The 26,177-nt window shown below is 59.2% G+C and carries 16 protein-coding genes; 12 read left to right on the top strand and 4 right to left on the bottom strand.

Features of this window, described 5'->3' with window-relative positions; translation table 11 throughout:
- Positions 1-2,019, top strand: coding sequence for an ATP-dependent DNA helicase RecG (gene recG, locus KI787_03450; GenBank protein MBV6628988.1), 2,019 nt, complete (start codon positions 1-3; stop codon positions 2,017-2,019).
- An 88-nt stretch (positions 2,020-2,107) separates the two neighbouring features.
- Here the strand turns inward: recG and KI787_03445 are convergent, their stop codons facing one another.
- Positions 2,108-2,533, bottom strand: coding sequence for a hypothetical protein (locus KI787_03445; GenBank protein ID MBV6628987.1), 426 nt, complete (start codon positions 2,531-2,533; stop codon positions 2,108-2,110).
- A gap of 326 nt (positions 2,534-2,859) precedes the next feature.
- On the opposite strand from KI787_03445, the gene KI787_03440 reads away from it, so the two are divergent.
- The 4 genes from KI787_03440 (at position 2,860) to KI787_03425 (ending at position 11,633) form a co-directional block, all read left to right on the top strand.
- The gene (locus KI787_03440) at positions 2,860-5,721 is read left to right on the top strand and encodes a TonB-dependent receptor (GenBank protein MBV6628986.1); all 2,862 of its coding nucleotides are present in this window, start codon (positions 2,860-2,862) and stop codon (positions 5,719-5,721) included.
- 388 nt (positions 5,722-6,109) lie between these two features.
- Entirely contained in the window at positions 6,110-9,601 is a 3,492-nt protein-coding gene (locus KI787_03435; protein ID MBV6628985.1) for a hypothetical protein, read from the top strand.
- Positions 9,598-11,073 carry a Na+/H+ antiporter NhaC gene (locus tag KI787_03430; protein MBV6628984.1) on the top strand — a complete coding sequence of 492 codons (1,476 nt, stop codon included), beginning with the start codon at positions 9,598-9,600 and terminating at the stop codon, positions 11,071-11,073. Before KI787_03435 ends, KI787_03430 begins: the two co-directional genes overlap by 4 nt.
- 71 nt (positions 11,074-11,144) lie before the next feature.
- Positions 11,145-11,633: a hypothetical protein gene (locus KI787_03425; protein MBV6628983.1), complete on the top strand. Its 489-nt coding sequence runs from the start codon at positions 11,145-11,147 to the stop codon at positions 11,631-11,633.
- 30 nt (positions 11,634-11,663) lie between these two features.
- Here KI787_03425 and KI787_03420 read toward each other — a convergent pair whose 3' ends face one another.
- Entirely contained in the window at positions 11,664-13,172 is a 1,509-nt protein-coding gene (locus KI787_03420; GenBank protein ID MBV6628982.1) for a hypothetical protein, read from the bottom strand.
- Between the two features lie 155 nt (positions 13,173-13,327).
- Between KI787_03420 and KI787_03415 the strand changes: the two genes are divergently transcribed.
- Positions 13,328-15,322: a hypothetical protein gene (locus KI787_03415; protein ID MBV6628981.1), complete on the top strand. Its 1,995-nt coding sequence runs from the start codon at positions 13,328-13,330 to the stop codon at positions 15,320-15,322.
- Between the two features lie 63 nt (positions 15,323-15,385).
- A complete protein-coding gene (locus tag KI787_03410) occupies positions 15,386-16,798 on the top strand; it encodes a hypothetical protein (protein MBV6628980.1) in 1,413 nt (470 codons plus the stop codon).
- 743 nt (positions 16,799-17,541) lie between these two features.
- On the opposite strand, the gene KI787_03405 is transcribed toward KI787_03410, so the two are convergent.
- On the bottom strand, positions 17,542-18,969 hold the full coding sequence (locus KI787_03405; protein MBV6628979.1) for a hypothetical protein: 1,428 nt from the start codon (positions 18,967-18,969) through the stop codon (positions 17,542-17,544).
- A 398-nt stretch (positions 18,970-19,367) separates the two neighbouring features.
- Here KI787_03405 and KI787_03400 point away from each other — a divergent pair, with 398 nt between their 5' ends.
- A complete protein-coding gene (locus KI787_03400; GenBank protein ID MBV6628978.1) occupies positions 19,368-21,380 on the top strand; it encodes a hypothetical protein in 2,013 nt (670 codons plus the stop codon).
- Between the two features lie 89 nt (positions 21,381-21,469).
- Complete coding sequence (ubiA, locus tag KI787_03395; protein MBV6628977.1) at positions 21,470-22,384, top strand: 4-hydroxybenzoate octaprenyltransferase; 915 nt, start codon at positions 21,470-21,472, stop codon at positions 22,382-22,384.
- A 49-nt stretch (positions 22,385-22,433) separates the two neighbouring features.
- Here the strand turns inward: ubiA and KI787_03390 are convergent, their stop codons facing one another.
- Positions 22,434-23,009, bottom strand: a complete 576-nt coding sequence (locus KI787_03390) for a ComF family protein (GenBank protein MBV6628976.1) — start codon at positions 23,007-23,009, stop codon at positions 22,434-22,436.
- A gap of 193 nt (positions 23,010-23,202) precedes the next feature.
- Here KI787_03390 and bioB point away from each other — a divergent pair, with 193 nt between their 5' ends.
- Genes bioB through bioD form a run of 3 tightly spaced genes read left to right on the top strand, consistent with a single transcriptional unit; the run spans position 23,203 to position 26,099 of the window.
- Positions 23,203-24,207, top strand: coding sequence for a biotin synthase BioB (gene bioB, locus KI787_03385; GenBank protein MBV6628975.1), 1,005 nt, complete (start codon positions 23,203-23,205; stop codon positions 24,205-24,207).
- The gene (locus KI787_03380) at positions 24,191-25,384 is read left to right on the top strand and encodes an 8-amino-7-oxononanoate synthase (GenBank protein MBV6628974.1); all 1,194 of its coding nucleotides are present in this window, start codon (positions 24,191-24,193) and stop codon (positions 25,382-25,384) included. The genes bioB and KI787_03380 overlap by 17 nt, the downstream gene beginning before the upstream one ends.
- Before the next feature lie 58 nt (positions 25,385-25,442).
- Complete coding sequence (gene bioD / locus KI787_03375) at positions 25,443-26,099, top strand: dethiobiotin synthase (GenBank protein MBV6628973.1); 657 nt, start codon at positions 25,443-25,445, stop codon at positions 26,097-26,099.
- Positions 26,100-26,177 lie beyond the last annotated feature (78 nt).

Genomic DNA, 26,177 nt, shown 5'->3' with positions numbered 1-26,177 from the left:
ATGCAAATTCAGCAACTGCGTGGGGCTGGGCCACGTACCGTAGAGCAGCTCAAAAAGTTGGGCGTGCACAGCGTGGAAGACCTGCTGCTGCACCTACCCTCACGCTATGAAGATCGCACACAGCTGCGACCGCTGAACCAGTTGCAGGGAGGCCACAGTCAACGTTTCTGCGGCCAAGTTCAACAGTTGCGCCCTTTGGGCGGGCGGCGGCCTGGCCTGCAGGCCAAGCTGGCCGACAACCGGGGCGAGTTGAGTGTGGTCTGGTTTTCCCGTCGCGGTCCCCAGGAGAAGTTGGCCGTGGGTGATTGGCTGCTGTGCTGGGGGGATGTGCGCGAAGGGCGTTTTGGTTTGGAGTGCGCTCATCCTCAGATGACTCCTGTGCCCAGTCCGCAGCAGCTGCCTGACTTGGGCGATAGGCTCAGTCCCATCTATCCCACCACAGCCGGGTTGACTCAAGGTCGCATCAATCAGCTCATGCAGCAGGCCTTGGAGCGGGTGGAGAGCTTATTCCCCCAGTTGATTCCACAAGATGTGGCGCCACGGTTGGAGGTGGCGCAGGCCCTGCGCACCTTGCATGCCCCTCCCGTGGATGGCGGCGAGGATATGCTTGAGGCCCGCCAGCGCTTGGCTTTTGAAGAGTGGCTGGCGCAGCGTTTGGCCATCGCGCGTACGCGGGCCAGGATGGTGACTATGCAGGCTCCACGCTGCCCGCCTGCGCCGCAGGCTGAGCAGCTTTTACGCGAGCAGCTGCCCTTCAGTCCGACTTCGGCGCAGGAGGCTGTACTCGAGGAAATCCGCCCGGAGCTGGCGCAGGCCGCACCCATGCTGCGTTTGGTCCAAGGGGATGTGGGCTGCGGAAAAACAGCGGTGGCTGCCCTGGCGGCTGTGGCGCCTTTGGCTGCGGGCTTTCAAGTGGCTCTGATGGCGCCCACAGATATTCTTGCGCGCCAACATGTGCAGACCTTGCAGCCATGGTTCGCAGCGCTGCGTAAGCCAGTGGGCTTGCTCACAGGCTCGCAGACCGCCGCCGAGCGTAAAAAGCTATTGCAGGCCGTGGCCCAAGGTGATGTGGCCGTGGTGGTGGGCACGCACGCCCTGTTCCAAGACAAGGTTGTTTTTCAGCAACTCGGTTTGGTCATCGTGGACGAGCAGCATCGCTTCGGCGTGGGTCAGCGCTTGGCCCTGCGCGATAAAAGCGGAGCTGTGGTCGCCCATCAGCTCATCATGACCGCAACGCCTATTCCGCGCACCCTGGCACAAACCGTTTTTGCCGACTTGCAGATCTCGCAGATCACCGCGCGCCCTCCAGGCCGGCAGCCTATTGCTACGGTTAGCCTGCCGCAGGCGCGGCGCGGAGAGGTTATTGAGCGACTCCGAGTGGTTTGCGCCGAGGGTCGGCAGGCCTACTGGGTTTGTCCAGCCTTGTCCGAATCTGAGCACGCAACCGCCGCCGAAGATATTGCCGAACTGCTGCGCGAGCAATTGCCCGAATTGCAGATCGGGCTGATGCATGGTCAGCTCAAGCCTGCAGAGAAAATGCAGGTCATGGAAGACTTTCGTGCTCACCGCGCCCATGTGCTGGTGGCTACAACAGTGATTGAAGTGGGTGTGGATGTGCCCGGCGCCAGCATTATCGTGATTGACGAAGCCGAGCGCTTGGGGCTGGCCCAGTTGCACCAATTGCGTGGACGCGTCGGCCGCGGCGAGCAGGCGAGTTTTTGTGTGCTGCTACACAAAACCCCCTTAAGCGACACGGCGCGAGCGCGCCTCAAGGCTCTATGCGATAGCGACGACGGCTTTGTGCTCGCCGAGAAAGACCTAGAGCTGCGTGGGCCAGGTGAGTTATTAGGGACCGCGCAAAGCGGCGATCAGCGTCTGCGTTTTGCCGATGTGATGCTGGACGCGCAGTTGCTGCCGCAGGTCATGCGGGTGGCAGATACACTCGAAGAGCATCCCAGTTTGGCGCAGGCTTTGGTGCAGCGCTGGTTAGGACAGCGGCTGGATTACGCGGCGGTCTAGCCGGATGATGGCAACGGCCATAACAGTCGTTTTCACCACGCTGCGCGCACAAAATTCTGCCCCATCGTGCCCGCGCGGGCGCGTTGACCTAGGGAAGCACGGTCAAAGCGCCCAAAACCTGATGGCCATGGTGCAGTTCTAGCTCGAAGCGCCCCGAGTGGATGGCAGTGAATTGCAGTACTCCCGGCAGTTCAGGCTGCAGGGGCAGGGTGTAGTCATACCCATGCAGATGGACCTCATCGTGGGTGTCGCTCAGCACCTCAATGCGGACCACATCCCCTTTGTGCACCTGGGGAGTGGTGGCAAGGGCCTGGATCACGCCATCCTGAATCCGCCAGCTCAAGCGTTTAGGGCGTGCCGAATCGCTGTGCTTGGCCTCTGGGCTGGGTGATTGCTCGGCTGTTGTTGCATTCTGCGCCGAGCTCGCGGCAGCGTCCGGCTGTTCTTTGGGAATGAGCACAAACAGTCCTACCAGAACAACTGCGCCTACAAAAACGAAGACCAGCCCTCGCATTGATCCGTCACCAAGCAAATGTGGAGCTCACCATGGCCTTTGTGCGGGAAATCTGCAAGCCCAAGGCGCAGCCATGAGGGGGCGCTGTTTAACGTGTTCCATTTTGGTGCGCTGGTGACCGGCTCCAGGGGTTGTGGGTGGGGCTATCACTCCTAGCCCGGTCGGTGCCCGGCACGGTTTCAGAGTTGGCGCGTCCGTTGCTAACCGCTTTGGCTTTTGGTTTTAGTGCTTTTGGCATTTCGCGGGAAGCGCTATATTGCAAGTTGAAGAAAACAGGCAGCGTCAAGAACCTTCGCTTGCCGTCAATTACCGACTTGGGGAAAAACATGGGGAATCTGTTGTTGCGGGGCGCGGCTGCGCGCTGCGTGTCGTGGTCCGCTTTGGCGGCCGTATTGGTGGCGCCGTGGAGCGTGCAGGCGCAGGAGGACACCTCCGAGCCTCAGGTTGAGGAGGAAGCGCTAGACACCATCCCGTTGCCGGATAGCGAGGCACCGGTTTTAGACGATGAGTCCACCCTGTTGGATGAGCTTGTTGTGGTCGGTTCCCGGCGGCAACCGCGCTCGGCAGCCGATACGGTGGCCCCGGTGGATGTTATTTCTGGCTCCAGCATCGCCAATCAGGCGCCCTCGGATGTGGGCGACATGCTGCGTATTGTGGTGCCCTCCTACAACGTGAACACCCAGCCCATCTCCGATGCGGCCACCATCATTCGCCCGGCCAACCTGCGCGGTTTGTCGCCGGACAACACCTTGGTGCTGGTCAACGGTAAACGCCGCCACCGGGCTTCCGTCATCAGCTTTCTGGGTGGTGGTATTGCAGATGGCGCGCATGGGCCAGACATCAGCGTATTCCCCACCATTGGTTTGAAACAGGTGGAAGTACTGCGTGACGGGGCCTCCTCTCAGTACGGCTCCGATGCCATTGCTGGCGTGCTCAATTTCGTCCTCAAAGACGACTACGAGGGCGGCATGTTGGAAGCGCGCTACGGCTCTACGTACGAGGGTGACGGCGACAACTACCGTTTGGGCGGGAACATTGGCTTGCCGTTAGGGGATACCGGCTTTATCAACCTTTCAGCAGAGTTCTCTGAGGTCGATGACACCATTCGCTCAGTACAGCGGGATGACGCCGCGGCCTTGATTGCTGCCGGTAACACCGCTGTGCAAGACATCAGCGTGAACACGATTACTACGGATGTCACCCAAATCTGGGGCCAGCCCAATGTGCGTGACGACATTAAGCTGTTTTTCAACAGCGGTATGTCTTTCAACTCTATGGTTGAAGGCTACGCTTTTGGTAACTACGCCAGCCGCGAAGTCGATGGTGGTTTCTTCTACCGCAACCCCACCAACCGCGCTGGCGTCTACCAGGGCCCCTTGGTTGATCCGGAAACCGGCGAAGCCGATCCTGAGGGCGTTCCTTCGGTGCTGGTCGGTGATTTGTCGGTGGAAGACTCTGGTGACTGCGTGGCTGGGATTCCCCTGCAAGGTCCTGACTTCTTAATCCCGGATGAAGACATCCTCGCCGATGTGAGCGCAGACGATAACTGCTTCTCCTTTGTCGAAATGTTCCCAGGCGGCTTTGTGCCACGCTTTGGGGGCAAGAATACGGACATGTCCTTGGTGCTCGGTACCCGCGGTACGCTACCTGTGGGCCGCGGCTTGGACTACGACTTCAGCTACACCTACGGCGACAACGAAACCGAGTTCTTTATCCGTAATACGGTCAATGCCAGCTTGGGGCCGAATACGCCAACCAGCTTTAACCCTGGGGCCTACCGCCAGACCGATAACAACTTCAACCTAGACTTCAGCTATGGCTTGCCAGTGGCGGCCTTCGTTTCAGACTTGTTCCTCTCGGCCGGCTTGGAATACCGCAGTGAACGCTTCCAAATTGCGCGTGGCGATCTGGCCTCCCGGCAGTTAGGTCCATTGGCGGCACCGTCTGAAGGCTTCCCGCTGGGGCAAGGCTTTGCCTCTAGCTCTAACGGCTTTGGTGGCTTCACCGTGGCCACTTCAGACGAGCAAACCAACACGGCGCTGTACTTGGAGGCTGAGTCTGAAGTGATGAAAGGCCTCACCCTGCAGGCCGCGGGTCGTTATGAAGACTTCAACACCTTCGGCGACACCTTTAATTACAAGCTCGGCGGCTTATTCGTGATGAACCCTGCTGTGCGTTTCCGCGGCACGGTTTCCACCGGTTTCCACGCGCCGACCGCGGGGCAGGCGAATGTGGTCAATGTCACCACCGCATTTGTGGGCGGTGTTTTGCAGGATGTGGGTGTGATCCCGCTGAGCAGTGGCGCCGGCCAATTCGTGAACGGCCGTCGTGCCGCGCGTGGCGAGCGTCCCTTTGAATTGGGTCCGGAAGAATCGGTGAACTATTCCCTTGGTGTGGCTCTGAACCTAGCTAAGGTAGAAATCACTCTGGATGTATTCCAGATTGAATTGGACGGGCGTATTGCCACCACTGATGACATTGACTTTATTGGCGAATTGCAGGGCTTTGCGCGTGAAAACGACGTGCAAACCTATGAGGACACCAACAATAACGGGCAGCAAGACCAAGGTGAGCCAGACCTCACCACCAGTCAGCTCATTAATGCCCTGGATGGCACCAATGGCTTCGACGCGGATGATTTTGAGGGGGCAGAAGATCTCACGGCATTCCGTGTGTTTACTAACAACTTCGATACCCGCACACGCGGTATGGACCTGGTGGTGACCTCGCCCATTAACTTGGGCATTGGTGGCTTCAGTAACTTGTCTGCTGCCGTTAACTACACCGAAACCAAGGTGACCGAGCGCGGCGTGTTTAGCCCCATTGGTGACATTCGCCTGCGTCAGTTGGAAGAGAACATTCCGCAATGGAAGGGCAACATCAGCCTGAACCACACCCAAGGCGCTTGGCGCGGCTTGGCACGGGTGAACTTCCACGGTGACTACTTTGAGGGTCACCTAGAAGAGGTGCCGGTGGATCTGGGCGGCGAAATGACCGTGGACCTGGAAGCAACGACCACCCTGCGCAATGGTCTGGAGATTTCCTTGGGTGGTGCCAATGTCTTCGACAACTTCCCCGACCGCCTGCCTGCGGATGTGGCCGGTATTGCGGGTGCGAAGTACCCAACTACGGCGCCGTTTGGCTTCAATGGTGGGCAGTACTACCTGCGCCTGCGCCGCAGCTTCTGAGTCGACGATGAGGGGCGCGCTGCGCTTGCAATCTCGGTCTACGGCGGTGCTCAAAACGCTCACATATGGAATATATGCTGCGCTTTCTCCGCTCCGGCGTAGGCCGACCTCGCTGCGCTCGCGGTCGCCCTCATCGCCGACCGTCGACGGGGTGGGGAACGAGCTGCGCTTGCAATCTTGGCGCTTGCGTTCGCCCTCGTCCCCGACAGTGGGCTGGGGCAGGGCCGCAACACGCCTGTAGCTTGAGTGCCAGTGGTGCTTGCAGGCATAGCGGCCCCAACTTAAGTCAAAGCGCGCGGTGTCAGAGTGAATGTTCTGCCACCGCGCACTTGTTTCAGTCCTAGTCGTAAGGCTGGGCGGCCGGTGAGCCCGGCCATGGAGAACCTTCATGCAACAATTCGCGCTTTTCCAATGGCTTAGTGCCTGCGGCCTGCTCGCTGCGGCGACCGTTGCCCTTGCCCAAGACAGTCTGCCAAGGACGGGCTTTGAGCAAACTCAAGGGGCGCGTTGGACTACCCATGAAGAGGAACTCTCTTTTCTGGCAGAGGTGGATGCCCTGACCGAGCGTATCGATATCCAGACCATTGGTTGGTCGCATGAGGGTCGCCCGCTGCAGCTGGTGCGTTTGGGCCATCCTCGGCCCGTATCTCTGTCCGCTGCGCAAAGCATGCCGGTAGAACTGCATATCTGTACTCAGCATGGCAACGAGCCTGCCGGACGCGAGGCCTGCTTGATCGCTCTGCGGGATCTGGCTTTGAGCACCGACCCTGTGCTCATTGATCAAATGGCTCGGCAGCTCACGTTATTTATTCCCACGGCCAACCCTGATGGCCGAGAAACCAATAGCCGCACCAATGCCGAAGGTGTGGATCTGAATCGCCAGCACCTGCAAGTCGACCAGCCCGAGGTGCGCGCTATGGGGCGTGTTATCCGCGACTACAAGCCAGTGATCAATATGGACCACCATGAGTACGGGCCCACTACCCCAGTGCTCTACGATGATGATGTGTTGATACTGTGGCCGCGTAATCTCAACGTGTACCCACCACTGCGAGATGCCGCTTTTGCCTTTTCTGTGGACCACATCACGCCCTGTACTGAGGCGGCTGGTTACAGCGTGGACGAGTATGGCTTGCAAGCCGCGGGTGATTTGGACCTGCAGCAAACAGCTGGCGACTGGGATGACGGCATTTCCCGCAACGTCGGCGGCTTACGCCATAGCTTTGGCATCCTGGTGGAGTCGGCAGTGTCTATGAACCCTGCCAACCCGGAGGAATTGCTGGATGGCATCACAACCGGCAATACCCTCGGCGGAGCGCCAGCCAGCATGCGCCGCCGGGTGGAGTCGCAGGTAAAGCTGGTTGACTGCGCATTGGAATACATGCGCGAATTTGCGGATCAAGGCTTGCAACTCACCCGCGAGTCTAGGCAGGCCAAAACCGAGGAGGGGGCCCTACAGAGCGCGCCCACCTTCTTTGATGGCCAGGATGAAGATACGACGGTTGCCGGTGCAATCACCGGCGCCAACTCCCCCCAGACGCTGCAAGATCCCCCGTTTTGCGGCTTCGAGATTGAGGCCGAACTGGTCTCAGAAGACTTAGAGATAGCAATGGATATTCACGGAATTCAGGCCGAAGAGCGGCCAGATGGCAGCCTTTTTGTATCAATGGCGCAAGCTGCGGAGCCAGTGATTGGCTTATTACTGGATGGGCGTAGCGAGCGTCATCTGGTGGCAGCGCAAGGCCTCAGTGACTGCGCCACCTCGCGCGCGGCTACACCGGTGAGCAGTGGCGGCGGCGCCATGCCGTTTTGGCTGGGTGTGGCTGCTGGCCTGCTGGGGCTGGTTCGGCGCCGGCAGCCCTCTGCGCTTGCGCGCGGGCTGGTGCGCCTGGCGGCTGCGTCCACTCTGCTATTGCCGGGAATGGCTGCCGCGGATGTGTGCACGCCACCGGTACCCATGGAACTCTGCGGCGGGCGTATTTTTGCCGAGCCATTGAATTCCATCGGTGGCCTTACCCATCGGGAAATGGTGCTGGGGATGCAGGCTCTGGCCACCGAATACCCCGACTGGGTGACCTTCGAAGAGTTTGGTCAGGGGTCGGCCGATGGCTTGCCTCTATATGCCGTAGAGGTCACGGCGCCGGATTCGCCCATCCCTTATGCCGAGCGCAAAATTGTGCTGGTGAACCAGTCGGTGCACGGCAACGAGCCTGGCGGCCGTGAAGGCGCAGCGCGTTATACCGAAGATCTGGTGACCGGGCTGGACCCAGAGCGCACCGCTTTGTTGGACCGGGTTCGCTTAGTACAAACCTTTATTAACCCCGATGGCTGGACGGCTGGCGACCACGACCATGTGCAAACCGGCGGGGGGGCATATTTCTGGGCACGTCAAAATGGTGCCGGCCCGGTGTCCGGTGTCGGCGATCTGGGCTTGGGTGTAGACCTGAACCGGCAAGCTCCCTGGCGCGGGATTTCGCATCCTTCGGGGCCGGTGTCGCAGCCAGAATCCACCGCATTCGTTGACTACGTGCGCAAGCTCGCCAGCGAGGGCGATATTCAGGTGGCGGTGGATATTCATGGTGAGGTGACCGATGCTGCAGCCTGGGTGATGCTCAGCTCTGGGAAGTTCAACTTGGATGATGCGCTGAATCAGCGTTATCACGGCGAAGCGGTGCGCAGCGCCATTATCGAATCGCTCGCCGACAGCTCCGTCAGCGACCTGATTAACACCATCAGCGGCGGTGTGGAGCCCATGGTCCTGACGGCCTCATCGGAGTTCGGCAATATTGCTTCCGAGTCCACAGCCTCGGGCACAGGGTTCTTGGGCGACTGGATATCCCAACCCGAAGGCGGTGGGGCAGCCTCTATGTCGACGATTGAGCTGTATAACTTTTTGGTCAGCCCTGGGGTGAATTCGCTGACGGCGCGCCCCGAGGTAATGCAGTACTACCGCGACACGGTGCGCGGAATTCTGGCCGGTATGATCGAGCAGGCCGCCGTGGAACATGACACCCGCATGGTCGGCGGTAGCTTGCTGTGGGTGGATGATTTCCCGCGTATTGCCGATCCAGTGCGTGAGGGCGTCGAGGTGAGTGCCGCTGATTTCTTTAGCGATCTCGCACCTTGGTACGCCGGCGACCTCAGAGCCACGAGTGGAGCCGGCCTGGCTGCTGCACTGGCAGCCTTCCCCGAGTCTGTGACGGTGCACACAGCGGGGCTCGCTGCTAACCCTGAGGCTTTAGCAGCGCTGCGTAGCTACGTTCAGGGCGGCGGTAATCTGGTGTTGACCGATGCGGCTTTGAACTTGCTCCCAGAGCTAGTGGCCGAGATTAGCCCCGAGCAAATCACTTTGCGTTTGGATAATGGTGGCAAGGTCAGTTATGACCGCAGTCATAAGCTTGCTGCCGGCATTCGCGACATTAGCTGGATGAACACCGAAACCGCCACCATGGGGTTGCGGGTCGAGAACGACGCCAACGTGCCTACATGGCGCGTGGATACAGCGGCCTGGGAGGCAGTAGGCGGCACCACGGCCGGGGTCTCTGGTGGGCAAACCTCGGTGGGTGAACTTGCTGTGGGCGCAGGTCGCATCAATATTATTGGTGTGCTGTTGCCAAACCCCGACAGCTCCGACCCGAATATTGGTTTTGGTCTGAATGGCTATGGTGTTCTAGACACTGGCTACATCGTTTTCGCCAATGCTTTGAACGCCACACTTGAGCATGTCACAACACCCGCAGTTGCCGGTGCCGACCTGAGCGACACGCCAGAGTCGCGAATCGTCTTCGATGCGGCGCGTGGTGGGGCTCTGCATTGGACATTGCTGCTCCTGGTGTTACTGGGGGCAGTGCGTCGCCGAGGTCGCGGAGCCTGCGAGTGAATTCGGCGCATTCACAAAAGGCTCAGGCTCCTCAGCAGGCCATGCCTTTGGGCTTGGCCCTAACACCAGTTGCCGTGCTGATTGCTCTGTTGGTGACAGCATTGGCCCTGTTCGGTGATGGGGCTATTGGTGGGCCAACTCAGCTTTGCTTAATGCTCGCCGGCTGCGCTGCCGGAGGCGTGGGCATGGTACGGGGAGTGGCCTGGGAGCAACTCGAGGCTGCGGTGGGCGCAACCATGGCTCGGGCCTCGATGCCCATCATGATTTTGTTGGCGATTGGCGGCTTAATTGGCGTGTGGATGGCCGCTGGCATTATTCCGGCATTGATCGTGTATGGCAGCCAAATTCTCAACCCCGAAATCTTTTACTTGGCAGCCCTACTCATATCGGCTTTGGTGGCCTTGGTCGTGGGCAGCTCTTGGACCACCGCGGGCACCGTTGGCATTGCGCTCATTGGCGTGGCAGCGGCCTCCGGGCTGTCCTTGCCCATGACTGCGGGCGCCATCATTTCTGGGGTGTATTTTGGCGATAAGCTCTCGCCGCTATCAGATACCACGAACTTAGCCGCAGCCTTGGCCGGCACGCCATTATTTACCCACGTGCGATACTTGCTCTGGACCACGGTACCTGCGCTGGGCGTCGCTATTGTGTTTTTCGCGGCTGCGAGCTTTTTGGCGGCTGGTGAAGCAGATACCGCCGGCTTGGCCGAGCTCAGTGCTGCGCTTGGCAATAGCTACACCATTTCAGCGTGGTTGTTGCTGCCGTTTTTGGGCCTATTCACCATGGCCTATAAGGGGGTTCCAGCGCTACTGGCCATTCTGGCCTCGATTGTGATTGGCGGCGTGTTCGGCGCGGTATTCCAGCAGCATGCCGATCCCCAAGCGATGGCGACGCTGGGCCTGTATTGGGGCAGCGCGGCCAATGGCTATGCAGCGCAGACGGGGTTGGCCCTGGCCGATGATCTGCTCTCCCGCGGCGGTATGGACAGCATGCTGACCACGGTATGGCTGATTGTTTCGGCGATGTTTTTCAGCGGAATGATGGAACGGTCGGGCTGCCTGCAGCGCTTGCTGGAAGCTGTACTGCGCCTGTTCCAAAAGGGGCAATCTATTCTGTTCGGCGCCGGTGCAACCGCCATGCTCACCAACGTGGTGGCCGGTGACCAATATGTGTCCTTGGTGATTGCTTCGCGCATGTATGCCGGTGAAGTCGAGGCCCGTGGGCTGGCGCCGGAGACCCTTTCGCGCACCAGTGAAGACTTCGGGACGGTCACTTCGGTATTGGTGCCTTGGAACACCTGTGGCGCCTACATGGCCGCCACGCTGGGTGTGGCCACCTGGGCCTATTTACCCTTTTGTATTTTTAACCTAGCCAGCCCGGTGATTTCGGCTTGGTACATAGCGAGTGGACGCAGTATTCGTTGGCATCGCCAAGACTCACGCCACTCGGCACCAGAGCCAGCGCAGAGCTGAATGACACTGATGCGCGGGCTCTGGAGCACAGGCTCAGTTCGGATATTCGCGTTTCAGCAAAGAGGGAAGGGATGAACAAACATATGCCGAAGCTTGGATGGGGGCTAGTCGCCCTGGCGTTGTCGGGTACCGCTAGCGCGAGTCCGGGGGGGCATGAGCATCATGAGGCCGCACATTCTGCGGCGATGACAGCAGAGCATGCCGATCACGCCGCGGCGCATGAGCATCAGCACGGGCTGCTCGAAGTGGACGATGCCGTGCCTAGCTTAGCCGTCGCCCTCATGCCCGACGCGAGCAGTGGATGGAATGTGCATTTGCAGGTGCGCAACTTTGCATTCGCGCCCGCCTTGGCCAACGGCCCGCATCGACCAGGTACGGGGCATGCGCATATTTATGTCGATGGTCAAAAGCAGGCGCGCGTGTATGCGCCCTGGTTTCATCTACCCGCCTTGGGACCCGGCCCGCATGAGATCAGGGTGGTGCTCAATAGTAACGATCATCGTGAATATGCCCATCAAGGACACCCGGTGGAACAGGTGCTCCTGATCGAGGAACGCTGAGGGGCTTCTGGCACCACGGCCTGCGCCCTTTTAAGTCGCCCGCGGGCTGATTGGCAGGGACAGAATCCACAACCCAGCCACAGTGAAGATCACCATCAGCAATAACATGGGTAGTTGACTGATGATGGCTTGTCGGCGCGTGGGAAACAGGCTCAGGGCCTGCACATGAGCCAAGTACACGCTGACGATATGACCCAGCAAAATCAAACTCACCTGGATATGCCACACCACTCCGGCGTCGAGCATGAGCTGGGTACGCCAATGCGCGGTTCCAAAGATGTTCCAGCCCCAGCCAAAGGGATCGGAAAGCAAGTTGATCAGCCTTGGTCCTTGGGTGAAAAGTAACGTGAAGTAGTGCGTCAGGCTGTACACAAAGGCAATAGGAACCAGACTGAAGGCAAAAGCTAAGGCCAGTTCCCTGAGGCTGAAGGCGCTGCGTGTGACTGCCCTCATCAGCCACACAAAGCCCATATAAATCAGCCAGTAAATGAAGGGGGAGAGCCAAAGTACGGCCGTTTGCCACCAGGGGTAAAGTGTTTTGAGCAGGCGCAAGCGCTCAATGTTTGCTGCAGGTAACCACGCCGCCATGACTCCAGCGAGCTCTTCCCAATATAAGCGCACAAAAGGCATGCTGGATTTGAGTCCATCAAATGCGGTGGAAGAGAGCATGAACAAGATAAACAGCAAAAGGCTTGTTTGCGCCGGTGCCGGACCAAGCAATCCACTAAAGGGCCAGCGCCAGGACAGGCGATGACCATTTGGGGCTACTTGCCGCGAAAGCGGGGATATTTTGCCCAGTAAGCGGAGCATCACCCCAAAAAACTCAGCGTAGCGAAACCAAGCAGTTGCGCCCCATAACCAAGCTCCGACCAGGTTAATCGCCGTATACGCACTCAAAGCCATCGCCAATTGACTAGGCCGGCCGTGGCCAAGAAGCTCCAGCCAAATAAACCCCATATACAAAGCCAGTGCCGGCCAATAACCCAGCGTGTAGCGATAACGCCCGACAAAGGCTTGAGGGGCAAAGGCGGTAATGCAGCTGCAAAGGGCCCGCCAGGGGTTCCACGAGGCGTAGCGGTTGCCAAAGAGCGCAACCCAATAGGCATAACCCAGAGCAAAAATCACCCAGAACAGCGTCATGGAGAGGTTGCGATAGGGATCGCTCACGCCCATAAAGCCAGTGACTACAGTGATGGATAAGAGAAGTAGGCCTATCCCTGCGCTGAGCCTATTGTGGGCTCGAGAGGGTGTATGGGTATAGTCGCTATTGGGCTGCTGTTTGGGTGGGGCGTGAGCGGATGGCGCCGTCGCGGAGACAAAAAAACCAAAGATGACAAAGGACACCAAAAGCGCCGCAGCGGCCCCATATAAGTACATCCATGTGGGCACCGGCAAGGTATAAATTTGCCCAAAGCCATGGGCGATTGCAGGGTGGCTCACGAGCACCAAAACACTGGCCACCAAAACCTGCAAAGGCGCAGTTTTGAGGGCCTGAGAAGAACTGGTCCAGTTATTGCTATCCAAGGTCGGGTGGGCCACGCGTGGGGGATTCTCCAGGCTGCTAGGCCCTTGATTGGCGGGCCTGTGTGCTTGCCGATTAACGATAAGTCTGAAATATTCGGCTTTTGACGCATTTTTATTGTGCACTGTCGTAGTGCGCAGCGTCTGACTCCACAGAACCTGGAGAACCGACAATGAGAGTTTCGCGCTTGAGCGCTGCTACATCAGTGGTGGCGATATTCATGCCTTTGGCTGTGTTCGCTGATCATGGCCCAGGCGAGTTGGGTGTGGTGAATGCCCCTACTGCGAGTACGCTGAACTCTGGCGGGGATGGCGCTGTGTGGGAGGTGTTTACCTCCTTGAATAGCGCCAATCCGCACTCGGATCTGGACTATTTTCGCGTCGACGGGGATTACTACGTCGCTGCGGGGACCTTGGCGATCGGTCCCAACGAAGGGGGCCAGGTTATCTATAGGCTTACCCAAAACGGTGAGCTAGATCCCTCTTTCGTCGCCGCTCATGGCTCAGCCGCGTGTGTCACCGACGCCTCTGCGGCTTTGGCCTTGCAGCACGATGTGGAAGTCACACCCAAGGGCGATGTGCTGTTCAATACCGATTGGAAAGGCATGGCGAACACCGGCCGGCCTCAGATTCTCATTGACGCTACGGATGCGCCCGGACGTTGTCATGACCAGGGAACCCTGGTGGGTTTGGCCGCAGCTGGTTTCGACCAACCTCCTGGCGGTCTGGAGCTGGTGGATATCACCGACCTGGCTAATCCCGTCGAAATTCACCTGACCAGTCATATTGGTGAAGCGCATACGGTGAATGTCGACCCACGGCGTCCGCATATCGTTTACACCTCCACCTCTGATTACGTAACTCTGGCGAATCGTCCGGATGCAGCGGACCCCACGCGCAGCGAGCAAGGCGACCTCGACGGCTTTGAAATGCTCGACATTTCTAGCTGCATGAATTTTCCCGAGGGCACCGACCTTGCCACCAAGCGCGCCCAGTGCCGGCCGCAGGTTTACCGTTTTCGGTTCGAGCCAGACTGGATTCGCGGCACCTTCGACAGCGGTAGAGGCGGAGCCTGTCATGAATTAGAGCTCTACCCAGACGACCGCTTAGCCTGCGCCAGCTTGAGCTCCACCCTGGTCTTGGATATGTCGGGGGTCTTTGACGATAACGGCACCCCCAACGACTACACCGATGACACCATCCGCGGCGAACCGCTGCCCTGCGCCGTGCGCAAGAGCGCTTCAGATGAACTCGGAGTGTTTGCCACCGGCGCGCTTGTCACCGACTGCGTGCTGGGTGCCCAGGGCCGACCGCTGACCATGGGCGGATGGCTGGAACAAGGCGCGCCCTCGGTCGAAGGTGTGGAGCTGGTCGGCTTTGTGAATCATGCGGCCAACAGCGGGCGTCTTCCTGCCGATGATGTCGCCATTTCTCACGAGGCTGAGTTCACCCACTCCGGTAAGTTTTTGCTGGTCAGCGATGAGCGTGGTGGCGGAGTAACGCCTCCCGATGCCACCTGTCCTACGCCGGGTAGCAATGAGGTGAACGCCGATGGCAACGGCGGAATCCACGCCTATGCCGTCGACCGTCTGTATACCGAATACCCCGGCTCACCGGGTGCCGATACAGCCGAAGCCATTGCCCAGGCGGCCGATGTGGCCTATGCACGCACACCGGATGGGGACAAGGCTATCTACCGGGCAACACCACGTATGGTGGGCGGTACCTTCTGCACAGCACATCTCTTCCAACAGATTCCTGGCCAGAACCGCATCTTCATGGGCTGGTACTCCCAAGGCACCCAAGTGGTGGACTACATCGAAAACCCCGATGGTAGCTTTGAATGGAAAGAGGCTGCTTGGTGGATACCGGAGGGCGGTACGCAGTGGGTCTCACATATTTTCGCCTTTGAAGAAAACGCGGACGGCAGCTTCACCTACTGGGGCACATCGGCAGACATCAGTCGTACGGCGGTGGATGTGTACAGCGTGACATTACCGGCCCCCGAGCAAATGCAACCTGCTGTGCAGGTGCCTACCCGCGATGTACCGCTACCGCGCCCGGCTGCGCCCAGCACTGGAGGCGCCGTGAGCTGGTGGGCGCTGCTGGTTTTGCTGGGGCTGGGTGGTGCTAGTGCGGCGGCTCAGCGTCATCGCGCGGTCGACTAACACATGATTTTCAGGACTTTGCGTGGGCAATCTGCGCCCATATTTTTCAGGAGGACAACTGCCATGAATCAATGGCCAACCGCGGGCGGGATTACGCTTGCTCTTTGTACCCTCATCACCGCGTGTGGTGGTGGAGGGCGAGCCGGGGACTTAGGAGCGAACGTTGTAGGTGCCCGTGCTGACAGCGTGCCAACCGGGCCTTTTGTGGCCGGCCCAGAGCTTTGGCGCGACCCGCGCCTGGCTCCACACCCGGCCTATAACTTCGCCACGGCCTCACATCCTCCGGTTGCTGCAAACCTGCCCGAGTTCTGGGCGCCTCCTGCGGCTCCAGAAACAGCGGCTGAGTCTTTTGAACTCGAGTTCTTGGCCGGGTCCCCGGCAGAGGCCACCAAGTCGGGCGGCTTTGAAATCTTCGGCAGCTTGGCCATTTTGTCGGGCTTTGGGGATAACGGTTCCATCATTGATATTTCCAACCCCGCAGAGCCGAAATTTTTGGGCGCGGTGCTAAACACCAACTTGCGCGGCGCCGAAACCATTGCTTACCCCGATGGACGCCTGATTGTGGTGTTCGCAACAGAGAGCGATGACTTGCCTGTGGTCGACATCACCGACCCCCGGCGGCCGGTTGAGATGTACACCTTGGACCCGGCTCAGGGCGAGCACAATATTGGGGTGGTTCCGGGCACGCCCATTGTCTATAACAGCGCATCTGTGGGCGGCGGCAACCTCCCCAATGGGGGCTCCGGGTTTACCGAAATTTGGGACTTATCCGATCCGGATAACCCGGTGGAGCTAGAGCCCTTCATGAATGGTTGGAGCTGCCATGACATCAGCTTTTGGATTGATGCCGAGCAGGATAAATACCGCGCTATTTGTGCTGGCGTGGAGTTTACGCAGCTGTGGGATATTGAAGATCCCACCCAACCAGAGCTGATCGTCAGTCTGCCGGTGCATCATGGCATTCCCGGTACGGTGTCCACCGCAGTCTCACCGGCCATTTTTAGTCATTTTGCCGGTCTGAATAGTGATGGCACCGTCTTATTTGTGGGCGATGAGACCGGAGGTGGTGCTGCACCAGCTTGTGTTGCCCACGCTGGGTTACCGCCGATTGGCCCATTCCCTGCAGCCAGCCTGTCTTTTCCCAGTGGCGCCATGTTTTTCTATGACGTTAGCAATGAGACCAGTCCCTTGCTCCAGGGTTGGATTGCTCCGGCGACCCATTTTCTGGTCAATGCAGATTCCACCTCATGTACGGTGCACTTCGGTCGCCTGATCCCTAATGATGAAGGGCGTGATCTGATGACCATTGGTGCTTATGGCGCGGGTACTTTGGTGATGGATTTCACCAACCCCACACTGCCCTCCATCATCAGCCAATACGCTGATGCTACCGACACCTGGGAGGCCATTTATCACAATGGCTGGGTGGTCACCGGGGATCTGTCCAAAGGTTTGGAAGTGCTCAGCCTGAACTAAGGTTTTACGGCCAAGCCTAAGGCTTGGTTCTGTAGTTGATCGTTGTTGTAGCTTTGCGGCCCCGAGGGTTTCTTCGGGGCCGTTTTTTTTATGAGCAACACCTTAGATAGCCTCCAGGCTCATGCCTTGGAGGTCGTGTTGGTTCGCCAGGGCCGCAGTCACCCGCGTCGCTTCGCGATTCCCTCCGGTGCCTTGCGCTTGATGTGGCCGGCTTGACGCGACGTCCTGTCGCGGCAAGCCTCAATCGGCCATCCATGGCCAATTGACCACAGTCGCTCCAGGCGCCTCCGGCGCGGGTGCCAAACGCGGCCCCAGCGAACCAACACGTCTCGCCATTGGCAGGGTGAGGAACCAAGCACCCTTCTCATTCGGCACAGAGGTTATGCAGGCTGGAATCATTCACCTTAATGTCTACTCCTGGAGTGCGATGTGACAACTCCAGCTCGCGCCGGATGCCAAGGTTTTGCTCTGCGGCTGGCATCCAAGCCTGCGCCTGGTAAAGGAGGAAGCGCCGGAGGGGTGCGCTGTGCCGGGGGACAATCCGGCAGGACGCCGGATTGAGTCTCGCCGCAACAGGACGTTGCGTCGAGACGCCCCCCAGAGCAGCGCGTCCCCGGAGGGAACCGCGTAGCGGCGCGGGGGACACAGGCGCAGGCTTGGCTGCCAGCCGTGCCGAGACCGAAGGCGCAGCTTGATTTGGTAGACGGCTTGAGTGCGTTGGGCACTTGCCTTCGAGTTAGGCCTTAGCTACCAGAGATAGGCTGGGCTAAGATCCACAGCCCACCGGCCGTAAACAGCATCATCAGTCCCAACATGGGTAGCTGACTCAGCGCGGCTTGGCGCCGTGAGGGGAAAATCTCCAAGGCCACCAGGTGGGCGATGTAGACGCTGACAATATGCCCGCCCACAATCAGGGCGAGTTGGCTATGCCACACAATAGCGGCATCGAGTATCCAGTTGCTGCGTAGTAGGTGGGTGGTGCCGAAGAGGTCCCAGCGCCAGCCGAAGGGATCTGATATGAGTCCCAGCATTTTGGAGCCTTGGGTGATAAACAAGGCGCAGTAATGCGCCGCGTGATACACCAAGGCAATGGGGAGTAGAGAGGGGCCAAAGCGTAATGCCAGCTCACCAAGGCTCATAGTCGAGCCTGTGATCACACGCGTTGCACCGATGAAGAGCAGGTATACGCCCAAATACAGCAGCGGCGATAGCAGCAAAGCGCCGGTGGACCAAATAGCGTGCAGCGGCTTCATCTTGTGATAGGCCGCAATAGGCTCATTGCCAACCCAAGGCTCCAGCGCAGCGTACAAATCCACCCAAAACAGCTCCACCCAAGGCACTGTGACGCGCAGGCCGTCATAGGCTGTTGACGAGAGCATGAACAAAATAAATAGCAGCATGCTGTAGCCCTGCGCCTTCCAGCCTACGAGGCCTGCAAAGGGGGCACGCAGGCGCAGGGTTTGGTTGGGGGCTAGGTAAACCGGGGCCATGGCAGCAAACAGGCGCATAAACACACTGAAAAACTCGCAGTAGCGAAACCAGTCGCGGCGGCCAATCAGCCCTACGCCCAGTATGTTCAGCAGGCTGTAGCTCAGGAGTAGCCGGCCCAGATCACGCACATCAAGTTCGGCTTCGAGTTCCAGCCAAATAAAGCCCATGTAAAGGCCTAAAGCGGGCCAATAACCCCATCGTGCAGGGTAATTCAGTCGGCCTTGCGAGTAGCCTTGCCAAAGCCGCCCGATCACCTGAGCCAGCACCTGCCAAGGGTTGAGCCAGCGGTAGACATCGCCAGCAATCACACTCACATAGCCCAGTCCCAGCACAAACAAAATCCAGAACCAGGTCATGGAGAAATTGACATAAGGATTGGGGCTGCCCATCCAGGCGGTCGCAATCGCGAGCACAAGCCCAGCCACACTCAGGCCTTGGAGTACCGGTCTGCAACGACGGAGTAACCCGGTAAACCGGGTCCGGCTGAGGTCAAGCTCCCCTCCCGTGCCATGCTCTGCTGCACTCGTAGCGAACCAGGCGATGAGCAGAAAGGACAAGGCCAGCGCGGCGGCTGCCCCATATAAATACATCCAAACCGGCACCGGAATACTGTAGGTGCGTCCAAAACTATGAGCCAAGACCGGCCAGGGCAGCCCACAGCCGAATAAGGCCAATAGCATCTGGGAAGCCTTTGAGCTTCGCACCGCAGCGAAATACGCAGTCATATTTGTTCGTTTGAGCGCGCCTGCGCCACTCCCAAGGTATAGCGAGATACTACCCCCTAAATTCCTGGACAGCGCCATGCGGAGCTGCATCTGCAAAGAGGGTTGTCATGCAGGCCGAAGCAAGCACCGGGCCAGTTTAATCGGATAGGCCTTACCGCCCCGCATACCCGCCTGCCGCTGTGGAAACGGAGAAATTGGCGGAGTTCTTGCATCGCTCGATCCTCGACACCGCGGCGCAGTTTGGCTGGTGGCGAAAGCGGAAGGAGGCTAAGCTTAATCGGGAACCGTGTGCGGATCGGGCCTACGCCCGACGATGCAGAGTGGACAACGCACTCGAACTTGGGGAATGCACAATGAAAGTATGGACACTGGCCTTGCTGGTCACGATGGGGCTGAGTTTGCCTGCGGCGGCAACACCCGTGGGCTGTGATGGGACGCCAACGCCGGATGGCAAAGTGTTCCCCGAACCCGTGTTGTCGCTCACCTATGTCACTTTCGCGGAATTCGAGTGCGGCATCCAAACCTTAAACAGCCGTTTCCCGGAGCGTATGGAGGTGGTGGTGTTGGGTAAGTCGGAAGCCGGCTACTCCTTGTATGACATTCGCCTGACTGATGAGGCGGGGGCACAAGACAAGCCACGTCTATTCGTCATGTCTTCCATTCATGCCAATGAGTTTGGTCCCCGCGAAGGTGCCGTCCGCATGATTGAAGAAATGGTCGACCCACAGCGACGCGGTGCTGATCCCTTTATCCAGGACCTACTCACTCGCTTTGTTGTGCATTTCACTTTTGCCAACCCCGATGGCTGGGTCGCTGGCGAGCCATTGACCAATGCCGGCCAAGGTTTTCAGTACACCCGCGCCAACTCTACCGGCTTCGACCTCAACCGGAATTTTCCAGTCAAAGGCTGGTTTGCCTACGACAATGCGGATTATTTCCAGCAGGAGGGTGTAGCTGTTGCGCAGCTATTACAAGAACATGCGGGTGAATGGTTTTTGGGCACGGATAACCACGGCCAACTTGCCGATAGCTACCTGGCAGCTGGCCTGCAAATTGTGGGGGAGTTCGATTATCAAAAGTCGGAAACCTTGGCCCGCTTTGCCGATGGTATTGCGCAGTCCATGGGCAACTACCTGTCCACGAGTTCGATGTTTGAGGTGCAGCAGGTGGTTGGGGAGTATGCCGGGGCCTACCGCTGGGGCACGCTTTACGACATTTTGGGCTATTCGGCGAGCGGGTCCAGCATTGATTACTACAATACCCGCGACACCATAGCCGGTACCGGTTTTGCGACCGAGTTGAGCTACAACAACTATCCGGCGGGCTCCAACCGATTCACCTACTTGGCGCCGCTGAACCAGATTTGGGTGGACTCAATTAGAGCTATCAACTACACCATGTTTGAGCAAGCCTTGAACCCCAAGGCGCATGTATTTGAGCTGGGTGGCCGCGTCGCGTACCTGTTCGACCCCAAGCGTATCCGCCATGACGACGCCAATGGGGTTGGGAATGATTTGGGCGACCCCGGCGGCTTTGGCCAAGCGCCCTACGATGTGTCTCGCATGCAGTTTTTTGAGGACTTGGCAGGGCTGGCCAGCCAAGCTCTACAGCCAGTCCGCATGGCCGAGCTATTGACTGGCACCGTAGATGCGTCCGATTTTGACTCTTTAGTGCTGGCCAATGATGCCGCACCCGAGGCTGTGGCCGATCTACAGCAGTGGTACGCGTGGTTGGGGCAATGGGTGCGCGACGGCGGCAATCTGCTCCTCACCGATGCCGCGCTGCAGGCTTTGCCTGAGTTGCTTGCCGACATCAACCCCGGTGACATTCGCCGCACCTCAGCCTATGTCGGCTCGGTAGAAGAGTTCACGGATCGTGGCCATCCCTTAAATGCGGGGCTGCGTGGTGTGGCCAGTCAGACCTACGACACGGTTCCTATTGGCATGCGTTTTGGAAATGGCGCTGATGCTCAAGTCGCGCCGAATTGGGAGGTGAATCAGCAGTCTTGGGAAGCCGCTGGAGGCTATACCGCTGGATTGCACTCTGCCGGTTTCGTGATTCACGGCGAAATTGCTTTGGGGGCTGGTCGCATTGGCATATTAGGTGCCTTGCTGCCTGACCCTACCGAAGAGTACTACCACCCCTTTGGCTTGCAGAACTATGCGGTGACCTACACCGGCTACAGCTTGCTCAAAAACCACTTGGACTGGCAGCGGCCCGCTCAAGCCCAGGAGCCAAGCCAGGCCCAAGCGCGTGGCCGATCTGCGCAAGCAGGCGGCGCATTGAGTGGCTGGACACTGGTGGGGCTATGTTGGCTATTGCTGGTCGCTCACAGACGGCGACGGCCTCCCAAGGTGGCACGCTAAACCAGTCGATGTGTTCGGCCATGGGAGTCGGTCATAACCTGGCTTTGGTGTCCTGCTAAGCTGCGCCGCAGATTTCGCTGCTTTTGACTATGCAGACTTCGACCACGCCCACATCAGCTCAGCCCGCTGGCGTATTGGCCTTAGTGCTGGCGCGGGTACAAGCCTATGCCCAGCTCGTGCGCTTGGATCGCCCTATTGGGATTTGGCTATTGCTCTGGCCGACCTTGTGGGCCTTATGGATTGCTGCCGAAGGTGTGCCTCCAGCGCCAATTTTGGTGATCTTTGTGCTGGGCACGGTGCTTATGCGCTCGGCGGGCTGCGCCATTAACGATTTTGCCGATCGCGATTTTGACGGTCATGTGCAACGTACCCGGCAGCGCCCCCTAGCCACTGGGCGGATTGCGCCATGGGAGGCGCTGCTGGTGTTTGCCATGTTGTGTTTACTGGCCTTGGGCTTGGTGCTGCAATTGAACCGGCTCACGGTGTTGTTGTCCTTGCCGGCGGCTGCTTTGGCCGCGAGCTATCCCTTTGCCAAACGTTGGACCTCCTTGCCGCAGGCGCATTTGGGCTTGGCTTTTGCCTGGGGTGGGCCTATGGCCTTCGCTGCGGTGCGTGCTGAAGTGCCTCCAGCGGCATGGTTGCTCTTGCTCATCACCACACTCTGGGCGGTGATCTACGACACCTTCTACGCCATGGTCGATCGCGAGGATGACCGCAAGATTGGCATTAAGTCCACAGCGCTTTTGTTTGGCTCTGCGGATCGGATGATCACCGCTGCCCTGCAAGTGCTGATGCTGTTGCTGCTGGGTGCTTTAGGGCATTTACTGCAATTGGGCGGGTACTATGCGGCCGGCCTGAGCGTCGCCGCGATGTTGATGCTATGGCAACAATGGCGCATTCGTCATCGCGAACCGGCAGCTTGCTTAGCCGCATTCCTGAACAACCATTGGTTGGGAGCTGCAGTATTCCTAGGGCTGTTCTTAGATTACGCCCCGCAGGCGTAGAGCTCGCTCTGCGGTGGCGGCCGTGTGCCGGGGCGACAGCCGCGCGTCCTTAGTGGGGTGGCGGCGTGCGCAGCCACACCACCACATCCACCCGGCGTGCTCCAGCGCGCAACAGGGTTTGGGTAGCGGCGATCAGTGTGCTTCCGGTGGTCATCACATCATCCACTAGCAAAATGCGCTGGCCGGCGACGCAGGCTTCTGCCTTGAAGGCCTTGTGGCGTGATTGCAGCCGTTGCTGCCGGCTACGGCCTTGCTGCGCTGGCATGGTTTGGTCGCAGCCTAAAGCCTCTGTGAGTGGCAGGCGGCGAGGCTTTGCCAAGCTCCAGGCCAAAGCCGCAGCCAAGTTCAGGCCACGTGCTCGCAGGCGCGCTGCCGGTGTGGGTATGGGACAGACGCGGTAATCACGCCAATAAGGCAGGCCGGCGCTGAGGAGTCGCAGCATGCCCAGGCTGACCGGGTCTTCATAATATTTGGCCTGCACCATCCATTGACTGAACGGGGGCGCATAAGGGGCGAGTGCTCTCAGGCTATGCCATGGCGGTGGCTTGGCCAGGCAGCGTGCACAGCTTTGAACCACGGGCTGCTCTTCGGCGCAGTCAGGACAGGCGGCTCCAAGGCGGGGCAAAGCGTCTGCGCAAGGCGTACAGAGCGCTAAGCCGCTGAGCGCAGATCCACATTGGGGGCAGCAACAGATGCCCAGGCGCTCCAGGCACTTGTCAACCCAGGTGCCCATCACTGGTTGACGAGTCTGAGTGGCTGAGCCAGCATGAGGCTTCATGCGCAGCACTGCCTTGCTGCTTGCCCCCAGGAAGGACACCATGCCCTCAGACATTGTTACCCGCCATGATTGGACGGCAGACCAGGTTCAGGCCCTGTTCCGGCTGCCATTTAACGAGCTGCTGTTTAGGGCTCAACAAGTGCACCGCCAGTGCCATGACCCGCGCCAGGTCCAATTGTCGACCCTCATGAACATCAAAACGGGGGGGTGTCCGGAAGATTGCAAATACTGCTCCCAGAGCATTCGTTACGACACCGGCTTGGATCGTGAGCAGCTGGCCTCTATTGAAGAGGTGCGGCAGGCGGCGCAGTTGGCCAAACAAGCGGGCGCCACGCGGTTCTGCATGGGAGCGGCCTGGCGTGGCCCTAAGGCCAAAGATCTGCGCGTCGTGAAGGAAATGATTGGCGTCGTCCGCGACATGGGTATGGAGTCCTGCGTGACACTGGGCTTGTTGAAGCCGGAGCAGGCTGCAGAGTTGGCCGACGCCGGTTTGGATTATTACAACCACAATATCGATACCTCCCCGGATTATTACGACAAGGTCATCACCACGCGGACTTTCCAGAGTCGAATCGACACGCTTCAACATGTGCGAGACGCAGGCATTAAAGTCTGCGCCGGTGGGATTTTAGGCTTGGGTGAGAGTCGGCAGGATCGCGGCGAAATGCTACGGACCTTGGCCAATCTGCCAGCGCATCCGGATTCGGTCCCGATTAATCAGCTGGTGGCTGTGCCTGGAACGCCTATGGCCGAGAACACCGGTGTGGACCCTTTTGAGTTTGTGCGCTGCATTGCGGTCGCCCGCATTCTGATGCCTTATGCGGTGGTCCGGCTCTCTGCGGGACGTAGCGCCATGGAGGAAAGCCTGCAGGCGCTGTGCTTCATGGCAGGAGCTAATTCCATTTTTTATGGAGATAAGTTGCTGACCACCGGGAATCCGGATGTCGAAGCGGATCAGGCGTTGTTAAACAAACTAGGTTTTAAAGCGGCGCCGGTGGCTCAGGCGCGCAATGCACTGCATGACGCTCATGCCTTGGCTGTCTGATCAGGCGCGCAGCGGTCTTGCGCGGATTCGCGCAGACCAGCAGATTCGCCAGCGCCGCTGTATCCGTCAGCGCGATGCACGTATGGCCATGTTGGACGACGGGCGCTCATTGCGCGTGTTCTGTAGCAACGATTACCTGGGCCTCGCTGCCGATGCGCGCTTACAGCAGGCAGCGACGGCTGCTGCCCAGGGCTTAGGGCAGGGCAGTACCGCCTCGCAGCATGTTTGCGGCTTTCACTATCAGCAGCAGGCTCTAGAGGCCGAGCTGGCGGATTGGCTACACGTCGAGCGGGTGTTGGTCGGCGGGAGCGGCTACGCGCTGAATACCGGCGCTATTCCCTTGCTGGGTCAGGGGGCTGGTCTCATTGCATCCGATGCCCTCAATCACGCCTCTCTCATCGATGGCTGCCGCCTGAGCAAGACGCCTGTGCAGCGCTACGCGCACAACGATATGGCGGCCTTGGCGCAACTTTTGGATAGTCCCGCTGGCCGCGATGCCCTCATTGTGAGTGACGCCATCTTTAGCATGGAGGGGGATAGTGTGGCGCTGCCCAGCCTGCAGTCCTTGTCCGCGCAGTATGGTGCAGCCGTGTATTTGGATGATGCGCATGGATTTGGCTGGGCCGGAGGCGGTCGTGGCAGTGTGGCCGGCGCGGGGATGGATGTGCCCGATGACTGGGTACAGATGGTGACTTTCGGCAAATCGCTCGGTGGTTATGGTGCGGCCTTGGCGGGTCATCGTGATTTATTAGAGTGGCTGCTGCAGCGGGGGCGGACGACTATGTTCGCCACAGCACTCCCCCCCAGCGTCTGCGCCGCAGCGCGCCAGGCTTTGGCCATTCTGCGCGCGGAGCCTGAGCATGTCGCCGCCTTGCACAGCAACATTGCGCAATGGCGCGCGTTGATTGAGCAGCGTAGCTGGAAGGCCTTGCCATCGACCAGCCCTATTCAAGCCTTAGTGTTAGGGACGGAGGCGCGTGCCTTAGCCTGGCAGCAGGCCCTTGAGGCGCGTGGTTTTTGGGTGAGTGCTATTCGCCCACCCACCGTGCCGGCCAATACGGCGAGGCTCAGGGTGACCTTGTCCGCAGCGCATACGGCGGAGGATATTCACGAGCTGGTCGCCGCTTTAGACGATATTGCCGCGCAAGAGACCGCAGCTGAGCAGGCGGTGGCCTGAGGCTCGCTACGCGCGGTATTCCCAGGTTTATCTTCGACCATAGGCGCACTCCCAAACTATGCCCATTGTTTTTGTTGGCGGCACCGATACCGAAATCGGTAAGACCTACACCAGTCTTCGACTCATTCATGCCCTGCGTGAAACTGGCGCCAGTGTGGCGGGATATAAACCTGTCGCCGCCGGTTGTGAGCAAAGCGCAGACGGATGGCGGAATGAGGATGCGCTCAAGTTGCTCGCCGCGAGCTCGCCTGGCCTGAGTTACGCCCAGGTAAACCCCATCGCGCTGCCAGATGCAATTGCCCCACATTTGGCGGCAGACAATTGCGGATTGCGCATCGACCCAGATGGCATGGCAGCCGGCGCGCACGCTTTGGCGCAAGAGTACGACTGGGTGATTGTGGAAGGGGCTGGGGGCTTGCTAGTCCCACTCACCGATAAACTGACCTTTCTGGACTGGGTCGCTGGCCAGGGTTGGCCTTGTGTTTTGGTGGTCGGAATGCGTTTAGGCTGTATCAATCACGCGCTGCTCAGCGCGCAGGCCTTGCAAAAAGCCGGCTTGCCTTGGGCCTGGATTGCCAATCGCCTGCCGCCACTGCAGCCCTGGGTGGAAGAGAACGAAGCGACCTTGAATCAATGGCTAGCTGGGCCTCGGCTGCATCTGGACCAGAACCACTGGCGTAAAGTTTTAAGCACATTGGTTGAGTCTGCGTGCTGACCCAGGTCAACTTTTGCACTAAAATCAGCGGGCTTTGCAGATCACCTCGCGCTAGCCCTGATTTTTGGTTCGCACCAA

It is taken from the genome of Oceanococcus sp. HetDA_MAG_MS8, assembly GCA_019192445.1.
GTDB lineage: Bacteria > Pseudomonadota > Gammaproteobacteria > Nevskiales > Oceanococcaceae > MS8.
This window is presented reverse-complemented; position numbering and strand designations above follow the sequence as displayed.

What these genes read in the sequence shown, in the direction of transcription:
- recG (MBV6628988.1), top strand. Translation starts at nt 1, where the DNA reads ATGCAAATTCAGCAACTGCGTGGGGCTGGGCCACGTACCGTAGAGCAG.
- ubiA (MBV6628977.1), top strand. Translation starts at nt 21,470, where the DNA reads ATGCAGACTTCGACCACGCCCACATCAGCTCAGCCCGCTGGCGTATTG.
- KI787_03440 (MBV6628986.1), top strand. Translation starts at nt 2,860, where the DNA reads ATGGGGAATCTGTTGTTGCGGGGCGCGGCTGCGCGCTGCGTGTCGTGG.
- KI787_03445 (MBV6628987.1), bottom strand. Translation starts at nt 2,533, where the DNA reads ATGCGAGGGCTGGTCTTCGTTTTTGTAGGCGCAGTTGTTCTGGTAGGA.
- bioD (MBV6628973.1), top strand. Translation starts at nt 25,443, where the DNA reads ATGCCCATTGTTTTTGTTGGCGGCACCGATACCGAAATCGGTAAGACC.
- KI787_03380 (MBV6628974.1), top strand. Translation starts at nt 24,191, where the DNA reads ATGCCTTGGCTGTCTGATCAGGCGCGCAGCGGTCTTGCGCGGATTCGC.
- KI787_03415 (MBV6628981.1), top strand. Translation starts at nt 13,328, where the DNA reads ATGAGAGTTTCGCGCTTGAGCGCTGCTACATCAGTGGTGGCGATATTC.
- KI787_03425 (MBV6628983.1), top strand. Translation starts at nt 11,145, where the DNA reads ATGAACAAACATATGCCGAAGCTTGGATGGGGGCTAGTCGCCCTGGCG.
- KI787_03435 (MBV6628985.1), top strand. Translation starts at nt 6,110, where the DNA reads ATGCAACAATTCGCGCTTTTCCAATGGCTTAGTGCCTGCGGCCTGCTC.
- KI787_03405 (MBV6628979.1), bottom strand. Translation starts at nt 18,969, where the DNA reads ATGCTATTGGCCTTATTCGGCTGTGGGCTGCCCTGGCCGGTCTTGGCT.
- KI787_03400 (MBV6628978.1), top strand. Translation starts at nt 19,368, where the DNA reads ATGAAAGTATGGACACTGGCCTTGCTGGTCACGATGGGGCTGAGTTTG.
- KI787_03410 (MBV6628980.1), top strand. Translation starts at nt 15,386, where the DNA reads ATGAATCAATGGCCAACCGCGGGCGGGATTACGCTTGCTCTTTGTACC.
- bioB (MBV6628975.1), top strand. Translation starts at nt 23,203, where the DNA reads ATGCCCTCAGACATTGTTACCCGCCATGATTGGACGGCAGACCAGGTT.